Consider the following 18,491-nt stretch of genomic DNA (forward strand, 5'->3'; position numbering starts at 1 on the left):
TCGGCGCGTGGATGCAGGCCGCTCGCCGTAGCGCCGGGCATCCGGCACACTTGGCGGCATGGACCGTTACGAACGCATCATCGCCATGCACCGCGTGCTGCAGGCCGCCCGCCGCGCGGTGACCGTGGCCCGCTTGCAGGACGAACTGGGCTGCTCGCGCGCCACCGTCTATCGGGACCTCGCCTTCCTGCGCGATGGCCTGATGGCGCCGCTGATAGGCGATGGCGAAGCCGGCTTCAGCTACGACAAGGAGTCGGTCGAGCGCTTCGAACTGCCCGGACTGTGGCTCAATTCGGAAGAACTGCACGCCCTGCTGGCCGCGCAGCAACTGCTCTCGCGCAGCAGTGGCGGGATGTTGTCGGCCGCGCTGGCGCCCCTGCAGCAGCGGGTCGAAAAACTGCTGGATGCGCATTCCGGCGGCAAGCGTTGGCCGGTGGAGCGGGTGCGGGTATTGCCGCATCGGCTGCGACGGATGGACGAGCACGCGTTCCGGATCGTGGCCTCGGCGGTGCTCGAACGCCGCCGCATCGCCTTCGACTACCGCGCGCGTTCGACCGACGAAAAGACCCGGCGGAACGTGTCGCCACAACGGCTGACCCATTACCGCGACAACTGGTACCTGGACGCCTGGGACGAGGATCGCAACGGCCTGCGCAGTTTCTCGATCGATCGCATCACCGGCGCGCGGCTGCTCGACGGCATCGCCACCGATGTTGCCGAGGACGAACTCAACAGCCACCTGGCCGGCAGTTATGGGATCTTTTCCGGCGCCCCGAAGGGCTGGGCCACGATCGTGTTCAGCGCCAAAGCCGCGCGTTGGGTTGCCGACGAGCACTGGCATTCCCAGCAGCAGGGCCGCTTCCTGTCAGATGGCCGTTACGAATTGAAGGTGCCGTATTCGGTACCGCGTGAATTGCTGATGGACGTGCTGCATTACGGCAGCGATGCGGAGATCGTGGAGCCGCACGCGCTGCGCGAACAGGCGCGCACCCTGCTGCAGTTGGCGCTCGGCAACTACCAGGACTGAGTCGATGGCTGCGAGCGATGCACCGAAGATTGCCGCTGGCGAACCGGTTGCGCTGGCGCTTGGCGCCGGTGGCGCGCGCGGGCTTGCGCAGATCGGGGTGATCGAGGCGCTGCAGGCGCGAGGCATCAGGATCGTGGCGGTCGCGGGCGCATCCAGCGGTGCATTGGTCGGTGGCGCGTTCGCGGCAGGAAAGCTCGAGGCCTTGCGCGAATGGATGTTGGGCACCAGTCGCACCGGCATGCTGCGCCTGCTCGATCCAGGCTTCGGCAGATCGGCGCTGTTCACCGGTAATCGGCTGGTGCGGCGCTTGCGCGAGGTGGTTGGCGAACCAAAGATCGAGGACCTGCCGGTGGATTTCACCGCGGTGGCGGTCGACCTGATGCGCCAGCGCGAAGTCTGGTTGCGCCGCGGCGACATGTGGAATGCGGTGCGCGCCTCGTTCGCGATCCCCGGCGTGTTTACTCCGTTCGAAGTGCATGGCCGCGAACTGGTCGATGGTGGCCTGCTGTCGCCGCTGCCAATTGCCGCGACCCGACTGTCGGATGCGCATCGCCTGATCGCGGTGGACATGCATGGTTGGCCGCTGCGTCCGCCCGGAGCGCTTGCAGTTGATCCCGACAAGGATGAAGCGCCGCAAGGCCGCATCGCCCGTTGGATCGATGAGCATTTCGACGACGGCGAGAAGACCGGTCCGCCCGAGCGCGAGCTGGGTTTCGCCGAATTGATGGCGCGTTCGCTGGATACCATGCAGGCGCAGATCTCGCGCGTGCAGATCGCGCTGGATCCACCGGAAATCGTCATCCGCATTCCGCGCGATGCCTGCCAGTTCTACGAATTCTGGCGTGGCCGCGAGCTGATCGAGATCGGTCGTCGCGAAGCGGACAAGGTGCTGGATGCAGCGGGGTATTGAGGGTTTATGTTCAATAACTCGTAAGTGCTGTATATCCGGCATGTATCGCATGATTCAGGGATGCAAGTTTTGGTTAGGCAGGGCCAGAATTATAGGCTTGCTTAATTATATTGGATAATGACTGACGGTGAAATTCACGGCGCAGTAAATTTATTTATAATTTCCAACGGAGCTCCGACCGAGAGGCTCGGAGTTGCATTTATTTGAGTCAAAAAATGATAAATGGAAAAGCTCTTCGATCTCGCGACATAGTAGCTGTTTTCGTTGTTTCTATTCTGATTTTTATTCCATTTGCCACACTCGTATTAAAAATGTTTCCATTAAGCGAGGCGGTGGTGTCGAATGGGGGGATGATTATTGGATATGGCTTGATGTTTGTTGTCATCCGGCATACTGCTAGTACATTTTCAATATCGTTTAGCGATGTGACCAAACGGCCGTTTGCCCGAATATTTTTCCCGCTGGCTATTGCTTATGCGGCATTGCTATTGGCATTCACGTCCGGCCAAAATTTTATTGTGGTTTATCTTGTTGCGCAGTACGACCCCGGTTTTGCTTACGCGCATTGGAATTTTCATGATGTTCCTTATGTCCTTCAAATAACCGGGTGGGGATACGTAGCGCTAATAGTTGCCCAATTTGTGATCGCTCCATTCGTGGAAGAATTCGTGTTCAGGGGGCTGCTTCTGAAGGTATGGAGTGATCGCTGGGGAGTATCGACGGCAGTTCTTCTTAATGCTGCATTGTTTGCAGCTCTGCATCTTAATAGGCATTACTTTCTAAGTACTTTTGTTTTTGGAATAGTCATGTGTTTGCTGTACATTCGATACCAGTCGTTATGGGTTAACGTGCTGACTCATGCTGTGTTCAATTTGATGGCATTTTGCTATCAGTTCTTATTCAATTTCCACTGGCTGAAGTCATTGAATGAGCTCGATAGGATGTCAAACTGGGTGCCCGAGATAGGGATGCTGCTCGTGTCCGTGCCTGCTTTGTCGGTTCTCATTATCAAGAGTTGGCCACTAAGCGGGTTATTGAAAGGCAGGAAGTAGGCCAAGCACCGCCTTACTGTATGAAACCTGTCCTCCAATCCGAAGTCTCCGAATACGGCCTCGCCCCATTGGCAAAGTTAGTAAGAAGCAACTCGACATCACCAACGTGATCTTCGCGAATCGGCCTGAAACCATTGCGGGTGTCGATCGGGTATTGGTTGGCGGGAAGATCGTGCAGGCGTTTACGCCGCAGAAGGCGCAGGTCGCGGCATAGTGTGCGCAATGCCTCACCGGCAGCATCCTGCAGCGTCGCAGCCCGTGAGAACCCCGCAGCGCAATCTGGCGTCATCCAATACGGAGCGCCGCCATGAACCAGCAAGCACATACCGATTCGCATGAAGCACTGGATCGCCTGCTGCGGCAGGTAGTGATCGTTGGGACTCTTGCGGTGCTGCTGATTCCGGCCGCGCGCGGCAGCACGCAATTGCTTGGCTGGTTACCGCTGTGGCTGGTCGGGATGCCGCTGGCGGCGTGGTGGAGCCTGCGCCGTTTCCCGTTGCCGCGGGTGGCGTTGCGGATGCCGCGTCGGCGCCAGGCACAAGCGTTGCGCCGGACGCGCATTCGCCGGCCTGTGAGGTTGCCGCGCGCGGCCTGATCGCGCCCACACCCCACGCGACCGCCGGCGTGCGGGTGCTGTGCTAGCGTTCCGGGTTTGCTGATCCATTCCCGGAGTGCCGCCATGTCCCATCTTTCCAATGCCTGCCTGATGGCCGGTCTCGCCATGGCCGGCGGCGCGTCCGCGCAGTCCGCATCCAGCGACGATCCGTATGCCTGGCTGGAGGACGTGACTGCCGAGCGCTCGATGGATTGGGTCAAGGCGCATAACGCCAAAACCGAAGCGGAGCTGGCCGGCAGCCCGGAATTCAAGCAGATGGAAACTGCGATCCGCGGAATCATGGATTCCGACGCCAAGATCCCCGGCGTGCAGAAGATCGGCGATTACTACTACAACTTCTGGAAGGACAAGCAGCACGAACGCGGACTGTGGCGGCGCACCACGCTGGCGGAATACCGCAAGGCCGATCCGACCTGGGAAACCATCATCGACCTCGATGCACTGAACAAATCAGAGAACGAGAACTGGGTCTGGCACGGCGCTGATTGCCTGAAGCCTGCCTACGCGCGCTGCCTGATCGCGCTGTCGCGCGGCGGTTCGGATGCTGACGTCACCCGCGAGTTCGACCTGGCCAGCAAGGCCTGGGTTGCGGACGGCTTCTTCCGTCCGGAAGCCAAGGGTGCGCTGGGCTGGATCGATGCCGACCATGTGTACGTCTACACCGATTTCGGCCCCGGCAGCATGACCAGCTCTGGCTATCCGAATATCGTCAAGCAATGGACGCGCGGCACGCCGATAGCCAGCGCGACCACCGTCTATACCGGCCAGCCGGGTGACATGTATATCGCCGCTCAGCATGACGACAGCAAGGGCTTCGAGCGCGATTTCGTCAGCCGCACCATTGCCTTCTGGAATGACGAACTGTTCCTGAGGGGCAAGGGCGGCAAGCTCGCCAAGATCAATGCGCCGAACTCGTCGGCCAAGTCGGTACACCACGAGTGGCTCACGCTGCAATTGCGTGAGCCGTATCAAGCCGGCGGCAAGACCTATCCCGCTGGTGCATTGATCGCGACAAAGTTCGATGATTTCATGGCGGGCAAGCGTGACTTCGATGTGCTGTTCGCACCGAGCGACACTAGCTCGCTGGACGACTTCACCTGGACCAAATCGCACCTGGTGCTGAACGTGCTGGATGACGTCAAAAGTCGCCTGAGTGTATTGACGCCGGGTGCCGATGGCTGGACCACATCCGCCTTCGTTGGTGCACCGAAGATTGGTACCGTCGGCGTTGGCGCGGTGGATGCCGATGACTCAGACGCGGTATGGATGACGGTCACCGACTACTTGACCCCGACTACGCTGGCGCTGGCCGAGATCGGACAGAAGCCAGAGGTGCTGAAGTCGAACCCCGCGTATTTCGATGCGTCGAAGAGTGTCGTCGAGCAGCATTTCGCGACATCCAGGGACGGCACCAAGATTCCCTACTTCCTGGTGCGGCCAACGGACCTGACCTTTGATGGCAAGGCACCAACCCTGCTGTACGGCTATGGCGGCTTCACCGTGTCGCTGAAGCCGGGTTATTCCGGAGTTACCGGCAAGGGTTGGATCGAAAAGGGCGGCGTCTACGCAGTCGCCAATATCCGCGGCGGGGGCGAGTACGGCCCGCGCTGGCACCAGGCCGCGCTCAAGGCCAACCGGTATAAGGCGTATGAAGACTTCGCGGCGGTGGCGCAGGATCTGGTGACGCGCAAGATCACCTCGCCAGCCCACCTTGGTATCGAAGGCGGCAGTAATGGCGGTTTGCTGACCGGCAACATGCTGACCCAATACCCGCAGCTATTCGGCGCGGTGGTGATCGAAGTGCCGTTGCTCGACATGAAGCGCTACAGCCACCTGCTGGCGGGCGCTTCGTGGATGGCCGAATACGGCGATCCGGACACGGCCGATTGGAATTACATCAAGACGTTCTCGCCGTATCACCTGTTCGATGCCAAGCGCGACTATCCACCAACCTTCATCTGGACCACCACCCGCGACGACCGCGTGCATCCCGCGCATGCGCGCAAGATGATGGCCAAGATGGAAGCAGCCGGTAAGGACGTACGTTACTTCGAGAACGTCGAAGGCGGCCATGGGGCAGGTGCCACCAATGCACAGGCCGCTCGCGTCGAGGCGTTGACCTTCGCGTTCCTGTGGAAGGAATTGAGCAAGTAGTGTTGCGCCGTACCGGCGTCGCTACTGACAGCCGAATGGCTGTTCAAAGCCCTGTTCTTCCTTGGTGATGGCCGGCTTGCGCCGGGACGACGAGATCAAGAACATCATCATTGTGATCCGTGTCCAAGGCCCCATCCATGAAACCCACCGCCCTTCTCCTTGCACTCGCCTTCGCCATGACCGCACACGCCGCTGACCTGCCCACTCCGCCCGACGTCGCCAAGAAACCGCACGTGGTGAAAGCCCCGTTTGGCGCCGAGCGAGTCGATGAGTACTACTGGCTGCGCGACGACACCCGCAAGGATCCGGTGATGCTGGCGTACCTCAATGCCGAGAACGCCTATGCCAACGCCCAGCTGGCACCGCTCAAGCCGCTGCAGGACAAGCTCTATGACGAGGTGGTGGCGCGCATCAAGCAGGACGACAGCAGCGTGCCCTACATGGAGCGCGGCTACTGGTACTACACGCGTTACGAGACCGGCCAGGACTATCCGATCCATGCGCGCCGCAAGGGCAGCATGGATGCCGCCGAGGACGTGCTGCTGGACGTCAACGCGATGGCTGTGGGCAAGGACTACTACGCGGTCGGCGCGCGCGACATCAGCCAGGACAATCGCCTGCTGGCCTATGCCGACGACAGTAATGGTCGCCGTCAGTACACGATTCGCTTCAAGGACCTTGCGGCCGGCAAGACATTGCCGGATGTGATTTCCGGAAGTTCCGGCAGCATGGCCTGGGCGGACGACAACAAGACCTTGTTCTACGTCGAGAACGATCCGGAAACCCTGCTGACCACGCGGGTGAAGAAGCACGTGCTGGGCACCGACCCGAAGCACGACGCACTGGTCTATGAAGAGGGCGACGACACCTATTACATGGGCATCGGTCGGTCGCGCGACGACAAGTACATCCTGATCGTGCTGGACAGCACCGTGTCCAACGAAGTGCGTTACGCACCTGCTGCAGATCCACAAACCTTCGCCGTGTTGGCGCCACGCGAACGTGATGTCGAATACGACGCCGATCATTTCGATGGGCATTGGGTGATCCGCACGAATGCCGACGGTGCCAAGAACTTCAAGCTCGCCACCGCCGCCGACGGTTCTACATCGCGCGAATCTTGGAAAGACTGGATCGCGCACGATCCGAAGGTCTATATCGAGGGCTTCGAACTATTCGATGGCTTCACCGCGATTGCAGAACGCTCCGAGGGCCTGGAGCGCGTGCGCGTGTTGAAGACCGATGGCCGGGGCGAGTACGTCACGGCCGACGAACCCGCGTATTCGATGGGCCTGGACGTCAATACCGAATCCGGCACGCCATGGCTGCGCTACAGCTACAGTTCGATGACCACGCCGGGCACTACCTTTGAGCTCAACATCGCCACCGGCGAGCGCCGCATGCTCAAGCAACAGCCGGTGCTGGGCGGTTTCGAAAGCAAGAATTACGTGACCGAGCGGGTCTGGGTACCGGCACGCGATGGCACCAAGGTGCCGGTGTCACTGGTGTATCGCAAGGGCTTCAAGCGCGATGGCAGCGCGGCGATGCTGCAGTACGGTTACGGCAGCTATGGTGCGTCGATGGATCCGGGCTTCAACCTCGGCATCATCAGCCTGCTGGATCGCGGCATGGTGTATGCGCTTGCGCATATCCGCGGTGGCCAGGAAATGGGCCGCGGCTGGTATGAAGACGGCAAGCTGTTCAACAAGCTGCACAGCTTCACCGACTTCATCGATGTGACCCGCTGGCTGGTCGTCAACAAGTACGCCGACTGCAACCGGGTCGCGGCGATGGGTGGCAGCGCCGGCGGCCTGCTGATGGGCGCGATCACCAACATGGCGCCGGACGACTATCGGGTGATCGTCTCGCAGGTCCCCTTCGTCGACGTGGTCACCACCATGCTGGATCCCAGCATCCCGCTGACCACCAATGAATATGACGAATGGGGCAATCCGGAAAACAAGGCCAGCTACGACTACATGCTGGCCTATTCGCCGTACGACAACCTCAAGAAGCGCGACTATCCGGCGATCTTCGTCGGCACCGGTCTGTGGGATTCGCAGGTGCAGTACTGGGAACCGGCCAAATACGTGGCACGCCTGCGCGATCTCGATACCGGCAGCCGGCCGGTGGTGTTCCGCATCAACATGGAAGCCGGCCATGGTGGCAAGTCCGGGCGCTTCCGCCGCTACCGTGAAATGGCCGAGCAGCAGGCCTTCATGCTGGACCAGCTGGGTGTCGCGGAGACGAAGTAAGCCGGAGGCCAGAACCGCATTGAGCGCCTGCCGCGCTACACTTCGCCCATGAACGTGCCCATTAAAAATATCGCTCTGTTGATCGCACTATCGATTGCCTGCGTGGCCCTGACGGGCTGCGGAAACAAAGGCCCGTTGGTGAAGCCGTCGAACATTCCAGCGACGATGCCAGCGGCCAAACCGGCCGTTGCGCCGGCTGCGGCCGTACCCGCCTCAGATTCGGTTGTTACTCCTGTTCCAGAACCCGCTTCCGGCACGCCTGCCGCGCGTCGCTGAGGCGCCGGTAATGCGGTTCAGCAAGATGCATGGTGCGGGCAACGACTTCGTCGTGCTCGACCTGCGAGATGGCAGGCCAGCACCCAAACCTGATGCATGCGCGCGCATCGCCGACCGTCACCGCGGCATCGGCTGCGACCAATTGCTGACGGTGGAGAAGCCGCGCAGTGCAGGGTCGACGGCGTCCTACCGGATCTGGAACGCGGATGGCTCGCTTGCGCAGCAGTGCGGCAACGGCGCGCGATGCATCGCGGCCTGGCTGGTGCGCGACGGCGCGGCGCCGATGCTGGGCGACTTCAGCATCGACAGTCCGGCCGGTACGCACCCGGTCCAGCGCGATGGACAGGGTGGGATCGTGATCGACATGGGCGCGCCGCGCTTCGCACCCGGCGAGGTTCCTTTGTTCGGCTGGCACGAGGCGCGCGACGAATACATGGTCTACGCCGAGGGCGGCGCGACCCGGTTCGGCGCGGTATCGATGGGCAATCCGCATGCGGTGATCGAAGTCGCAGCCCTCGGGCGCGCCACGGTCGAGGCGATCGGCGGTGCACTGCAGCGCAACGCGGCATTCCCGGAATCGGTGAATGTCGGCTTCGCAGAGGTCGTCGCACGCGACCATATCCGCCTGCGCGTGTTCGAACGCGGCGTCGGTGAGACCCTGGCTTGCGGCAGCGGTGCCTGCGCGGCAGTGGCGGTGCTGACCAAGCGCGGCCAGCTGGATGCCGATTGCGAGATCGCAGTCGATCTTCCGGGCGGCACCTTGCGCATCCGCTACGATCAGGACAGCGACCGCATCGTGATGGGCGGGCCGACCGCATTCGTATTCGAAGGAGAGTGGCAGCAGTGACGATCGACCCGTTCAACCCGGGCCTGCAGGAAAAGCTCGGCGCGCATGAAGTGGCGGCTTGGCTGCGCCGGCATGCGACCTTCCTGCAGCAGTTCCCCGACCTCGCCCTGACACTGATCGTGCCGCGCGAAGACGGACCAGCGGCATCGCTGGCCAGCTATCAGCTGGAAGTACTGCGCGACAAGAACCGCGAACTCGCCAAGCGCCTGCACGAGCTGTCCGGCAATGCGCAGGAAAACGAACGGCTGGCGGTGCGCACCCATCAGCTGACCCTGGCCCTGATGAAGCAGGCCACTGCCGCCGGCACCATGCGCGCGATGGCGGCGTCGCTGGCCGAGGACTTCCATGGCGACCTGGTGCGGATGGTGCTGTTCCATCCGGTCGATGGGCTGGAAGATGACGACTGGCTGCAGGTGATTGCAGAGAGCGACAAGCGGCTGGACGGCTTCCGTGACCTGCTCGGCAACCCCGAACCGCTATGCGGGCGCCTGCATCCGGACAAGAACGCGCTGCTGTATGCCGCACGTGTCGAAGAAGTCCAGAGCTCCGCGTTGCTGGTCCTGCCGGGTATTGGTCTGGTGGCGGTCGGAAGCCGCGACGGCAACCGCTTCTTCCCTGGCATGGGGACCTTGTTCCTGCGGATGATGGGCGAAGCATTGGCGACTGCGTTGCAGCGGTTCCCGCGCGAGTGAGATGAATATCGCGACCAGCCCGGTCGACGACTACCTCGCGCACCTGGCGGTCGAGCGCCGCAGCTCGCCGCATACGCTGGATGCCTATCGGCGCGACTTGCTCGCATTGGTGCACTGGAGCGACGGGCAATCGCGCGAGCTGTTGCAGCTGAGCGCCGACGAGTTGCGCCTGTTCGTGACCAGCGAATATCGCCGCGGGCTGTCGGCCAAGAGCCTTCAGCGACGGTTGTCGGCTTGCCGCAGTTTCTACGGCTGGTTGCTCAAGCAGGGACGGATCACGGCCAATCCGGCCGCCGCCGTGCGCGCGCCGAAAGCAGTGCGCAAGCTGCCGCAGGTGCTCGATGTGGACGAGGCAGTGCAACTGGTCGAGCTGCCTACCGACGTTCCACTCGGTCTGCGCGATCGTGCATTGCTGGAACTGTTCTATTCATCGGGGCTGCGACTGGCTGAGGTCTGCGCGCTGCGCTGGATAGACCTGGATTTCGCGCAAGGCCTTGTCACCGTACTCGGCAAGGGCAGCAAGCAGCGGGTGGTGCCGGTGGGCTCGCATGCGCTGAAGGCGTTGGACGCATGGCGCGCGAGCTGCCACGAAGGGCTGACCATCTTCGTGTTCCCGGGCCGAAACGACAAACCGATCAGCTCACGCGCGATCCAGCTGCGGCTTCGCCAATTGGCCCAGCGCCAGGGCGTGTTCAAGCGCGTGCATCCGCATCTGCTGCGGCATAGCTTCGCCAGCCACATGCTGGAATCCTCTGGTGACCTGCGTGCGGTGCAGGAGCTGCTGGGCCATGCCGACATCGCCACCACCCAGATCTACACGCATCTGGATTTCCAGCACCTTGCAAAGGTCTACGACGCGGCGCATCCGCGCGCCAAGCGCAAGTCCTGAGTCATTCGCTCAGCGCCAGTTGCCGACACCACCAAAAGGTCGCAGTGGTTGCAGGATGTGCCAGCTGTCGATGTGTAGCGCATGGTCGTGGGTCGCATCGATTCCACGTCGCTTCACCGCATCCACGAATGCGTTGTAACGCGCTTCGATGCCCTCGGCCCAGCGCGCCACTTCCGGTGCTTGCGGGTGGATGCGCCGGCGATACAGCGCCAGCGGGACATGAACAATACCGGTGGTTTCCGACAGCCGCAGGCACAGGTCGTATTCGATCGCATCCGGATGCGCGTCCCGATGGCCGCCAGCTTCGCGATAGGCTGCCATGCGCATCAATCGCAGCGGTCCGGTCATGAAATCCAGCAGCAGGGCCTGTGGCGAATACGCCAGTTCGCATAGCGGGCCCGGCCCAAGTGGGTGGTCATTCGCATCGACCAGCACATGCCGGCTGTAGGACATGCCGGCGGCGGAATCGGCGTGCAACGCCTCCAGCAGCATGGCAAGTGCGGTCGGCTCCAGCAGATCGTCGCCGTCGAGTACGCACAGAAATTCGCTGTCGACGGTTGTAGCCGCCTGCACGAGCGCTTCGCATTCGACGGTTGCTGATGTTTTTTCGACGTGTATGCGTGGATCGATGGCGGCTTGCGTGCTGGCGGCATCCCGTGCGGCTTCGCCAATCGGGCACAGCAGTGCGCTCCAGTCATCCATGGATTGCGCGCGCAGGCTGTCCAGTGCGGCTGGCAGGAATGCGGCATCACTGCGGACAAGCACCAGCACCGTGATCGCGGGCAGGGTGCTCATGGGTCCGTGTCCTGTTGCTTGGGGCGCAGCACATGGCGTGCACGCACGCCCAGCGACAGTGCGTATTGGCTTTGCAGGCCGCGGCGTTGCAAGGCGCGTTGCGCGATGTCGAACGTTACCCGTACTTGGCGCAGGCGACTTCCGTGCGAGATCGAATCAGCGCGGATGCGGTAGCGATACAGGGGCTGCGGCAGATGTCCTATGTCGAAGCGTTCGGACAGCCGCAGGCACAGGTCGTAATCGGCCGACTCGTCGACGCTCGGGTCGTAGCCGCCGACGGCCTGATAGGCGTTGGTGCGAATCAACCTAAAGTGATAAGTCATGAAGTCGACCAGCAACTTTTGCGACGAGTACGGCATCTGGCAACGCGTGCCGAGCCGGAGGAAGTCGCCAGCTTCGTCGATCTCGACATGCTGTGAATACGCCATCCCCAGCCCGGGATTTTCCTGCATGAAGTGCAGCATCGCCGAGAGTGCGTTTGGTTCCAGCACGTCATCGCTGTCCAGCACGCCGACGAAATCACCCCGCGCCAGGGCAAGCGTGTTGGCGAGCGCGTATGGATTACCGTTCTGGCAACCGCCGCCGAGCACGTGAAAGCGTGGGTCGCGCCGCGCATAATCCGCGGCGATTTCAGCCGAACCATCGGTGGAGCCGTCGTCCCAGAGCAGGCCTTCCCAATCCGGATGATCCTGCGCAAGCAGGCTGTCGAGCGCCGCCGCCAGGAACCGGGCGGTGTTGTAGATGGGGATCGCAATACTGATCAGGGCAGGCATGCGCGCAGTGTGCCCCAAGCCAAACGCCAAAGCCGCATGGCTTGAACCCATCGCTGGTGACCCCACATATTGGTTTCCAAAGGAGGCCGCATGGATCCCAGCCAGAACCCCAACGTATTCCACGCCACGACGGTCGTCTCGGTGCGCCGTGGCGGCCAGGTGGTGATTGCCGGCGACGGCCAGGTCACGCTTGGCCACACGGTAATGAAGTCCAACGCACGCAAGGTGCGCCGGCTAGGCAAGGATGGCCACGTACTGGCCGGATTTGCAGGTGCAGCGGCGGATGCATTCACCCTGTTCGAATTGTTCGAGGCCAAGCTGGAGAAGCACGGCCAGCTGCAGCGCGCCGCGGTCGAGATGGCCAAGGACTGGCGCACCGAGCGCCGCTTCGGAAAGCTCGAGGCCTTGCTCGCGGTGGCCGATGCCGATACCTCGCTGATCATCAGCGGCACTGGCGATGTGATCGAACCCGAGGACGGCCTGATCGCGATTGGCTCCGGCGGCATGTACGCGCTGTCCGCCGCGCGCGCGCTGCTGGCGCATACCGAACTGGATGCCAAAACCGTCGCTGTCGAAGCGCTCTACATCGCCGGCGATATCTGCATCTACACCAACCGCAACATCGTGGTGGAGACGCTCTGATGCACAAGATCGAAAATTCATCCGCCAGCATGACCCCGCGCGAGATCGTGCAGGAACTCGACAAGCACATCATCGGCCAGCACGCAGCCAAGCGTGCGGTCGCCATCGCATTGCGCAACCGCTGGCGGCGCGCGCAGCTGCCGCCCGAGCTGCGCAATGAAGTGATGCCGAAGAACATCCTGATGATCGGCCCGACCGGCGTCGGCAAGACCGAAATCGCACGCCGACTGGCGACGCTCGCCAACGCACCGTTCGTGAAGGTCGAAGCCACCCGCTTTACCGAGGTCGGCTACGTCGGCAAGGATGTCGAGCAGATCATCCGCGACCTTGCCGATACCGCGGTCAAGCTCTATCGCGAACAGGCCAAGAAGCGCGTGCGTACCAAGGCCGAGGAACGTGCCGAAGACCGCATCCTGGATGCCTTGTTGCCGAAGCGCGATGCGACACCTGGCTTCGGCTTCAACCCGGCGGCGACGACCACCGTGGATATTGGCGCGGAACCTTCCTCCCAGGAAAGCGAGACCCGCCGCAAATTGCGCAAGCAACTGCGCGCCGGCGAACTGGACGAGCGCGGGATAGAACTCGACCTGGCGATGAATGTCGGCGTCGACATCATGACGCCGCCGGGCATGGAGGAAATGGGCCAGCAGCTGCGGCAGATGTTCTCGCAGGTTTCAGGCAACAAGAGCCACAAGAAATCGATGACGATCAAGGCCGCGCGTCCGCTGTTGATCGAGGAAGAAGCCGGCAAGCTCGTCAACGAAGACGAAGTCCGCGAGGCCGCGATCGAAGCCTGCGAACAACACGGCATTGTCTTCATCGACGAGATCGACAAGGTCGCCAAGCGCAGCGAGGGCATGGGTGCCGACGTCAGCCGCGAAGGCGTACAGCGCGACCTGCTGCCGCTGGTCGAAGGCAGCACGGTAAGCACCAAACACGGCGCGGTGCGCACTGACCACATCCTGTTCATTGCGTCCGGCGCGTTCCACATGGCGAAACCGTCCGACCTGATCCCGGAAATGCAGGGCCGCTTCCCGATCCGGGTCGAACTGTCCGCGCTCGGCAAGGACGAATTCGTGCGCATCCTGACCGAACCCAAGGCCGCGTTGACCACGCAATACGTGGAGCTGATGCAGACCGAGGGCGTCACGCTTTCATTCGGGTCTGATGCGGTCGAGCGACTTGCCGAGATCGCCGCACACGTCAACGAACGCCAGGAAAACATCGGCGCGCGTCGCTTGCACACGGTGCTGGAGCGCCTGCTGGAAACCCTGAGTTTCGATGCGCCAGACAAGGGTGGCACGGTGGCCATCGATCGCGCCTATGTCGATGCGCAGCTTGGTGAGCTCGCGCAGGATCCGGACCTGAGTCGTTACATTCTTTAGGTCTCGCCTCAGGTCCCGGCGGCGGGATCGCTGTTCGTCAGCGCCTGCAACCACTGGCGAAGTAGTGGTTCTGCATCGAACTGGCGGGACAGTGCATCGCGATGGCGGCGTACGTATTCGAGCGCCAGGATCAACGGCACGGTGTGCTGCTGGCCACCTAGCGCGGATTCACTGACCGTCAGCATCGCGCTGGCCGCGCGCAGCGGCATCGGGATCACGGCGACCGGATTGGCGAACGGGTCCGCGCACAGCGCTGGATCTGAAGTCACCAGGTATTGCCGGCACACGAAGGGCCGTTGTGGATGGATGCTGCAAACGTCGCCTTCGAGGAACGGACAGACAAGCCCCAACTGGAAATAGGCCGTCGCCAGTCCGCGAGCAGTGTGCGACGTCAGTTCGGGATCACGCTCAAGGAAGGCCTCCGCCAAGCCCGCATCCTTAAGGCGGCGGGTGCGCTCGGCGAAACGCGCTTCCACGTCGGCACGTCGCGCGGGCGGCATCGCTACCACCAGGGTCAGCAATGCGAATGCCTCCGGTGGCGTTACCGGCACCGGCTGTGCGCGGCAGCAGGCCGAACACCCTTTCGCGCAGGAGATCGCGGCCCCGCTGGCTTCCACCTTGTGCACGGCATGGCCGATCGCGGCATTGTCGATGGCATGCAGCGCCGGCAGCAGTTCATCCAGGCGCCCATGCTGCGGCGGCTGCGGCACGGTAATTGCCAACGCAGCGCCATCGATGCGCAGGGTGAGCTGGATCTGGCGGTCATTCGTTCGCATCGTGGCATTCAACGCGGCATGGTCTCGGAGGCGGACAGCATCCGGCTGCCCGGTGCGATAATCCCGGCATGAGCACAACCGACAAGACACCCGACCAGGGCAGCGCCGGCACCACCCATTTCGGTTACCGCGAAGTGCCGACTGCAGAGAAACAGAAACTCGTCGGCGAGGTGTTTTCCTCGGTGGCGGCAAAGTACGACCTGATGAACGATGCCATGAGCCTCGGCATCCATCGGGTGTGGAAGCGCTATTTCGTTGCCACCGCGCAGGTGCGCAAGGGCGACCGCGTGCTCGACCTGGCCGGCGGCACCGGCGACATCGCCGCGCTGTTGCGCGAGCGCGTCGGCGATGCAGGGGAACTGGTGTTGGGCGACATCAACGGCGAGATGTTGCGCGTCGGCCGTGACCGCATGACTGATCGCGGCAACGTGCGCGGTTTCGAGTATGTGCAGTGCAATGCCGAGGCCCTGCCGTTCCCCGATGCCAGCTTTGACCTGGTCACGATTGCCTTCGGCCTGCGCAATGTCACCGACAAGGACGCGGGACTGCGCGAGATGCATCGGGTGCTGAAAGTCGGCGGACAGGCACGCGTGCTGGAGTTTTCCGAAGTAAAGGCCGACTGGTTCAAGCCGATCTACGATTTCCATTCGTTCAAGGTATTGCCTGCGCTGGGCAAACTCTTTGCCGGCGACAGTGGCAGCTACCAGTACCTGGCCGAATCGATCCGCCAGCATCCGCCGCAGGACACACTGAAGGCCATGATGGAAACTGCCGGCTTCGCACGCTGCGACTACAGGAACCTCAGCGGCGGCATCGTCGCCATCCACACCGGCTACAAGGTCTGACGATGGCGAACGAAGGCAAGCCGCTACGCAGTTTTCGCGAAAGCCCGTGGCGCTACTCGCAGTTCGTGGTGCTGGGACTGATCGTGGCCGGGTTGGTGAAGTGGCTCAGTCCGTTCAGCTGGTTGCCGGCGCTGGTGGTTGGCGCGGTGGCGGCGGTCGCCTATTACATATTCGAGAAAAGGCGCGGCGTGATCTGAGATTCCGTTACGGCTGCCAGCCATAACTGAGCTTCACGAAGACGTTGCGTGTGTTGCCGAACAGGTCGCGGTTGTCGTCGTCCATGAACGCGCCGTAGGACGCGCCAGCATAGACCGCGGTGCGCGGATTGACCTTGTAGGAATAGACCGCCTGCGCCGCCCAGTCGCGCGAGATTTTGTTGACCGGGCTGGTGTAAAGGGACGGGTCGCGTTTGACCTCGCTGCCCTGCAGGGTCAGGCGCAAGCGCTGGCGGGCGTCAAGCTGCCAGCTGGTGCGTACATCCGCGATGCTGGCCTCGAACGCGGTTCCACCGTCGCGCGTGAGCCGCTGTTTGCTGAGTTCCCATTCGAAGGCGACGCCGCGGCCGATATCAATACTGCCGAACTGACCGATCATCGCGCGGTGGCCAGTGCGTGATGCACGCAAATCGAGTTGCTGGCCAAAGTTCACGTAGGTACCGACGTGCAGCGTTGCGACGGGGCTGAAATTTCCGTCGAAATGCAGGTTGTGCTCATTGAACATCGCGCCATTCCAGAAGCGCACGCGGGCCAGCGGCGCAAAACTGAAATTGCTGGATTTGGGCCCCTGCACGTTCACGCGTGCTTCCAGCTCGCGCTCAAGCAGCTGACCATCGAAGCGGTGGGTGATGTCCCAGTCGCTGTAGAAATTGATCTTGTTCCAGGACTTGCCGTCGCGGTACCAGGTGTAGCCGCCGCCGAGCACCGATTTGTCGTAGCCGACCTGGCCAATGAATCCCAAATCGGCGCGAAACCCGGGATCGATGTCGATATGCTGCAGGTTGAGGTTCCAGTTGCGGTTGCTGAAGCCGTAAGCCGCGCGCCAGGCATTGCCGGTCGGGGTGGCGTCGGTGCCCAGTTCGCCGCTGTAGGCATTGACGACTTGGCTGGGGTATTGGGATTCACTTCGCAGGAATTGCGCGGTGGCGGTGTGCGCGCCCTTTTGCCAGCGACCATCGACGCCGGCGACGTTGTTCGCGTAGTCGTTACCATTGCGGAAGGTGCCAATCACGCCAACGCTGGCGTGTTCATTGAGGTCATATCGATACCGGCCAACGGCGACATTCGCCTTCTGGTCCAGTTGGCTGAAACCCGAGCCAAGCACGCCCGGCACCAGCACCAAGGTGGTGGCATCGCGCGCGACGAACGCGCCATAAGCGCCTTTGCCGGAGCGTCCGGTCACCCGCAAGCCGAAGTCGGGGTCGGCAATCTGGCGGGTGTAGAGCACGTCGAACGGGGTGCTGAAGTAGTCCGCGCCTTCCAGGAAAAAGGGTCGCTTTTCCTGATAGAACAGCGCAAAGCTGTCGTTGAAGTTCAGTTGCAGCTGGTCGGTTTCGACCTGCGAAAAATCCGGATTCAACGTGGCATTGATGGTGACGGCAGGCGACGGCGTCCAGCTCACGTCAACGCCCGGCGCGATGCTGGTATTGGTGCCCTGCCACTTGGTGCCGGCGGCGGGGCGGGACTGCGACGCACCCATGGTCAAGGTGGGTACGACCTCCAAGTTGCTGCCCTGCTTGACCCCGGCCATGCCGTCGTACTTGGCCCAGTCGCACAGGAAGCAATTCGATTCGCGCGGGGACTTGTGGCTGGTCAGCTGGTGGCGCTTGTCGCGCGGGTAATTGCGGAACAACGAGATGCCCCAGCGTTGGTCCTGCGCACCGCCACGGAAACGCAGGGTGGAAAACGGGATGCGCATCTCGACATCGTAGCCATCTGCCGTCAGCTGGCCGGCGCTGCTCCACAGGCCATCCCAGCTGGCGTCTTCATTGCCTGTGGTCGCATCGTTGATCAGGTCGGACTGCACGCCCAGCGGGTTGGCCAACAGTTCATAGCCGCGACGCTGGTCGTTGAAGGTGTCCATGAAGATGCCGACCCAGTCGTCATTGAAGGCGGAGTCGCGGTCGCGCAGGTGGGCCAGGATCGCCGCAGGATCCGGATCGAGCGCATGGAACGACACATATAGTGCGTCGGTGGTGTAGCCGACGCGAACCGTGGTCTTGACCGGTGCCGGGATGTTGTCGCCCGGCTGCACCTCGTAGGCGATCTCCTGCACCAGCGCGCCTTGCCAGGCGGCTTCATCGAGCTTGCCGTCGATCGTGATCTCGCCTTGCAGTCGCGGGATGCGTCCGCCGGGGATGTAGTCGGCCGCTGGAGCGGCAGCGGGCTGGGCAGCAGTCTGCGGGAAGGCGGGAAGGCTGCAGGCAAGCGCAAGTGCGCAGGCGGCGGACAGGGACGTGCGTCGGATTGAATGCATGCGTGGGGGACTTGTTCGTGATGGTTTCGTTAAAGATGCGCAAAGTCGCCGAAAGGTTGAAGTGCCGCAAGTCGTGATGACCAAG

General features: G+C 62.3%; 18 protein-coding genes. 14 read left to right on the forward strand and 4 right to left on the reverse strand.

What is annotated here, in order from left to right:
- The first annotated feature begins 58 nt into the window (after positions 1-58).
- From PSV05_RS12745 to xerC, 10 genes are all read left to right on the forward strand, one after another.
- The gene (locus PSV05_RS12745) at positions 59-1,027 is read left to right on the forward strand and encodes a YafY family protein (RefSeq protein WP_300065779.1); all 969 of its coding nucleotides are present in this window, start codon (positions 59-61) and stop codon (positions 1,025-1,027) included.
- Between the two features lie 4 nt (positions 1,028-1,031).
- Positions 1,032-1,937, forward strand: coding sequence for a patatin-like phospholipase family protein (locus tag PSV05_RS12750; RefSeq protein WP_300065781.1), 906 nt, complete (start codon positions 1,032-1,034; stop codon positions 1,935-1,937).
- A gap of 203 nt (positions 1,938-2,140) precedes the next feature.
- A complete protein-coding gene (locus PSV05_RS12755) occupies positions 2,141-2,989 on the forward strand; it encodes a type II CAAX endopeptidase family protein (protein ID WP_300065784.1) in 849 nt (282 codons plus the stop codon).
- 307 nt (positions 2,990-3,296) lie between these two features.
- Positions 3,297-3,584 (forward strand): hypothetical protein, encoded by a 288-nt coding sequence (locus PSV05_RS12760; protein ID WP_300065787.1) that lies wholly within the window; start codon positions 3,297-3,299, stop codon positions 3,582-3,584.
- Positions 3,585-3,668: 84 nt separating this feature from the next.
- Complete coding sequence (locus tag PSV05_RS12765) at positions 3,669-5,759, forward strand: prolyl oligopeptidase family serine peptidase (protein WP_300065789.1); 2,091 nt, start codon at positions 3,669-3,671, stop codon at positions 5,757-5,759.
- Between the two features lie 137 nt (positions 5,760-5,896).
- Entirely contained in the window at positions 5,897-8,014 is a 2,118-nt protein-coding gene (locus PSV05_RS12770) for a S9 family peptidase (protein ID WP_300065791.1), read from the forward strand.
- Positions 8,015-8,062: 48 nt separating this feature from the next.
- On the forward strand, positions 8,063-8,290 hold the full coding sequence (locus PSV05_RS12775) for a lipoprotein (protein ID WP_300065793.1): 228 nt from the start codon (positions 8,063-8,065) through the stop codon (positions 8,288-8,290).
- A gap of 10 nt (positions 8,291-8,300) precedes the next feature.
- Positions 8,301-9,137, forward strand: a complete 837-nt coding sequence (dapF, locus tag PSV05_RS12780; protein ID WP_300065795.1) for a diaminopimelate epimerase — start codon at positions 8,301-8,303, stop codon at positions 9,135-9,137.
- 2 nt (positions 9,138-9,139) lie between these two features.
- Positions 9,140-9,829 (forward strand): DUF484 family protein, encoded by a 690-nt coding sequence (locus tag PSV05_RS12785; RefSeq protein ID WP_300066973.1) that lies wholly within the window; start codon positions 9,140-9,142, stop codon positions 9,827-9,829.
- A 1-nt stretch (position 9,830) separates the two neighbouring features.
- Entirely contained in the window at positions 9,831-10,718 is an 888-nt protein-coding gene (gene xerC / locus PSV05_RS12790; RefSeq protein ID WP_300065797.1) for a tyrosine recombinase XerC, read from the forward strand.
- Positions 10,719-10,727: 9 nt separating this feature from the next.
- Here xerC and PSV05_RS12795 read toward each other — a convergent pair whose 3' ends face one another.
- Entirely contained in the window at positions 10,728-11,513 is a 786-nt protein-coding gene (locus tag PSV05_RS12795) for a glycosyltransferase (RefSeq protein WP_300065799.1), read from the reverse strand.
- Entirely contained in the window at positions 11,510-12,286 is a 777-nt protein-coding gene (locus tag PSV05_RS12800) for a glycosyltransferase (protein WP_300065801.1), read from the reverse strand. Before PSV05_RS12800 ends, PSV05_RS12795 begins: the two co-directional genes overlap by 4 nt.
- Before the next feature lie 90 nt (positions 12,287-12,376).
- On the opposite strand from PSV05_RS12800, the gene hslV reads away from it, so the two are divergent.
- Positions 12,377-12,928, forward strand: coding sequence for an ATP-dependent protease subunit HslV (hslV, locus tag PSV05_RS12805; protein WP_300065804.1), 552 nt, complete (start codon positions 12,377-12,379; stop codon positions 12,926-12,928).
- Positions 12,928-14,313 carry an ATP-dependent protease ATPase subunit HslU gene (gene hslU, locus PSV05_RS12810; RefSeq protein WP_300065806.1) on the forward strand — a complete coding sequence of 462 codons (1,386 nt, stop codon included), beginning with the start codon at positions 12,928-12,930 and terminating at the stop codon, positions 14,311-14,313. Before hslV ends, hslU begins: the two co-directional genes overlap by 1 nt.
- Positions 14,314-14,321: 8 nt before the next feature.
- On the opposite strand, the gene PSV05_RS12815 is transcribed toward hslU, so the two are convergent.
- Positions 14,322-15,089: a YkgJ family cysteine cluster protein gene (locus PSV05_RS12815; RefSeq protein WP_300065808.1), complete on the reverse strand. Its 768-nt coding sequence runs from the start codon at positions 15,087-15,089 to the stop codon at positions 14,322-14,324.
- Positions 15,090-15,157: 68 nt separating this feature from the next.
- On the opposite strand from PSV05_RS12815, the gene ubiE reads away from it, so the two are divergent.
- A complete protein-coding gene (gene ubiE, locus PSV05_RS12820) occupies positions 15,158-15,934 on the forward strand; it encodes a bifunctional demethylmenaquinone methyltransferase/2-methoxy-6-polyprenyl-1,4-benzoquinol methylase UbiE (protein ID WP_300065810.1) in 777 nt (258 codons plus the stop codon).
- A gap of 2 nt (positions 15,935-15,936) precedes the next feature.
- A complete protein-coding gene (locus PSV05_RS12825; RefSeq protein WP_300065812.1) occupies positions 15,937-16,131 on the forward strand; it encodes a hypothetical protein in 195 nt (64 codons plus the stop codon).
- 7 nt (positions 16,132-16,138) lie between these two features.
- Here PSV05_RS12825 and PSV05_RS12830 read toward each other — a convergent pair whose 3' ends face one another.
- A complete protein-coding gene (locus PSV05_RS12830) occupies positions 16,139-18,406 on the reverse strand; it encodes a DUF5916 domain-containing protein (RefSeq protein ID WP_300065814.1) in 2,268 nt (755 codons plus the stop codon).
- Between the last annotated feature and the right edge of the window lie 85 nt (positions 18,407-18,491).

It is taken from the genome of Thermomonas sp. (assembly GCF_029945965.1).
Classification (GTDB): Bacteria; Pseudomonadota; Gammaproteobacteria; order Xanthomonadales; family Xanthomonadaceae; genus Thermomonas.

What these genes read in the sequence shown, in the direction of transcription:
- PSV05_RS12745 (WP_300065779.1), top strand. Translation starts at nt 59, where the DNA reads ATGGACCGTTACGAACGCATCATCGCCATGCACCGCGTGCTGCAGGCC.
- PSV05_RS12750 (WP_300065781.1), top strand. Translation starts at nt 1,032, where the DNA reads ATGGCTGCGAGCGATGCACCGAAGATTGCCGCTGGCGAACCGGTTGCG.
- PSV05_RS12760 (WP_300065787.1), top strand. Translation starts at nt 3,297, where the DNA reads ATGAACCAGCAAGCACATACCGATTCGCATGAAGCACTGGATCGCCTG.
- PSV05_RS12765 (WP_300065789.1), top strand. Translation starts at nt 3,669, where the DNA reads ATGTCCCATCTTTCCAATGCCTGCCTGATGGCCGGTCTCGCCATGGCC.
- PSV05_RS12770 (WP_300065791.1), top strand. Translation starts at nt 5,897, where the DNA reads ATGAAACCCACCGCCCTTCTCCTTGCACTCGCCTTCGCCATGACCGCA.
- PSV05_RS12775 (WP_300065793.1), top strand. Translation starts at nt 8,063, where the DNA reads ATGAACGTGCCCATTAAAAATATCGCTCTGTTGATCGCACTATCGATT.
- dapF (WP_300065795.1), top strand. Translation starts at nt 8,301, where the DNA reads ATGCGGTTCAGCAAGATGCATGGTGCGGGCAACGACTTCGTCGTGCTC.
- xerC (WP_300065797.1), top strand. Translation starts at nt 9,831, where the DNA reads ATGAATATCGCGACCAGCCCGGTCGACGACTACCTCGCGCACCTGGCG.
- PSV05_RS12795 (WP_300065799.1), bottom strand. Translation starts at nt 11,513, where the DNA reads ATGAGCACCCTGCCCGCGATCACGGTGCTGGTGCTTGTCCGCAGTGAT.
- PSV05_RS12800 (WP_300065801.1), bottom strand. Translation starts at nt 12,286, where the DNA reads ATGCCTGCCCTGATCAGTATTGCGATCCCCATCTACAACACCGCCCGG.
- hslV (WP_300065804.1), top strand. Translation starts at nt 12,377, where the DNA reads ATGGATCCCAGCCAGAACCCCAACGTATTCCACGCCACGACGGTCGTC.
- hslU (WP_300065806.1), top strand. Translation starts at nt 12,928, where the DNA reads ATGCACAAGATCGAAAATTCATCCGCCAGCATGACCCCGCGCGAGATC.
- PSV05_RS12815 (WP_300065808.1), bottom strand. Translation starts at nt 15,089, where the DNA reads ATGCGAACGAATGACCGCCAGATCCAGCTCACCCTGCGCATCGATGGC.
- ubiE (WP_300065810.1), top strand. Translation starts at nt 15,158, where the DNA reads ATGAGCACAACCGACAAGACACCCGACCAGGGCAGCGCCGGCACCACC.
- PSV05_RS12825 (WP_300065812.1), top strand. Translation starts at nt 15,937, where the DNA reads ATGGCGAACGAAGGCAAGCCGCTACGCAGTTTTCGCGAAAGCCCGTGG.
- PSV05_RS12830 (WP_300065814.1), bottom strand. Translation starts at nt 18,406, where the DNA reads ATGCATTCAATCCGACGCACGTCCCTGTCCGCCGCCTGCGCACTTGCG.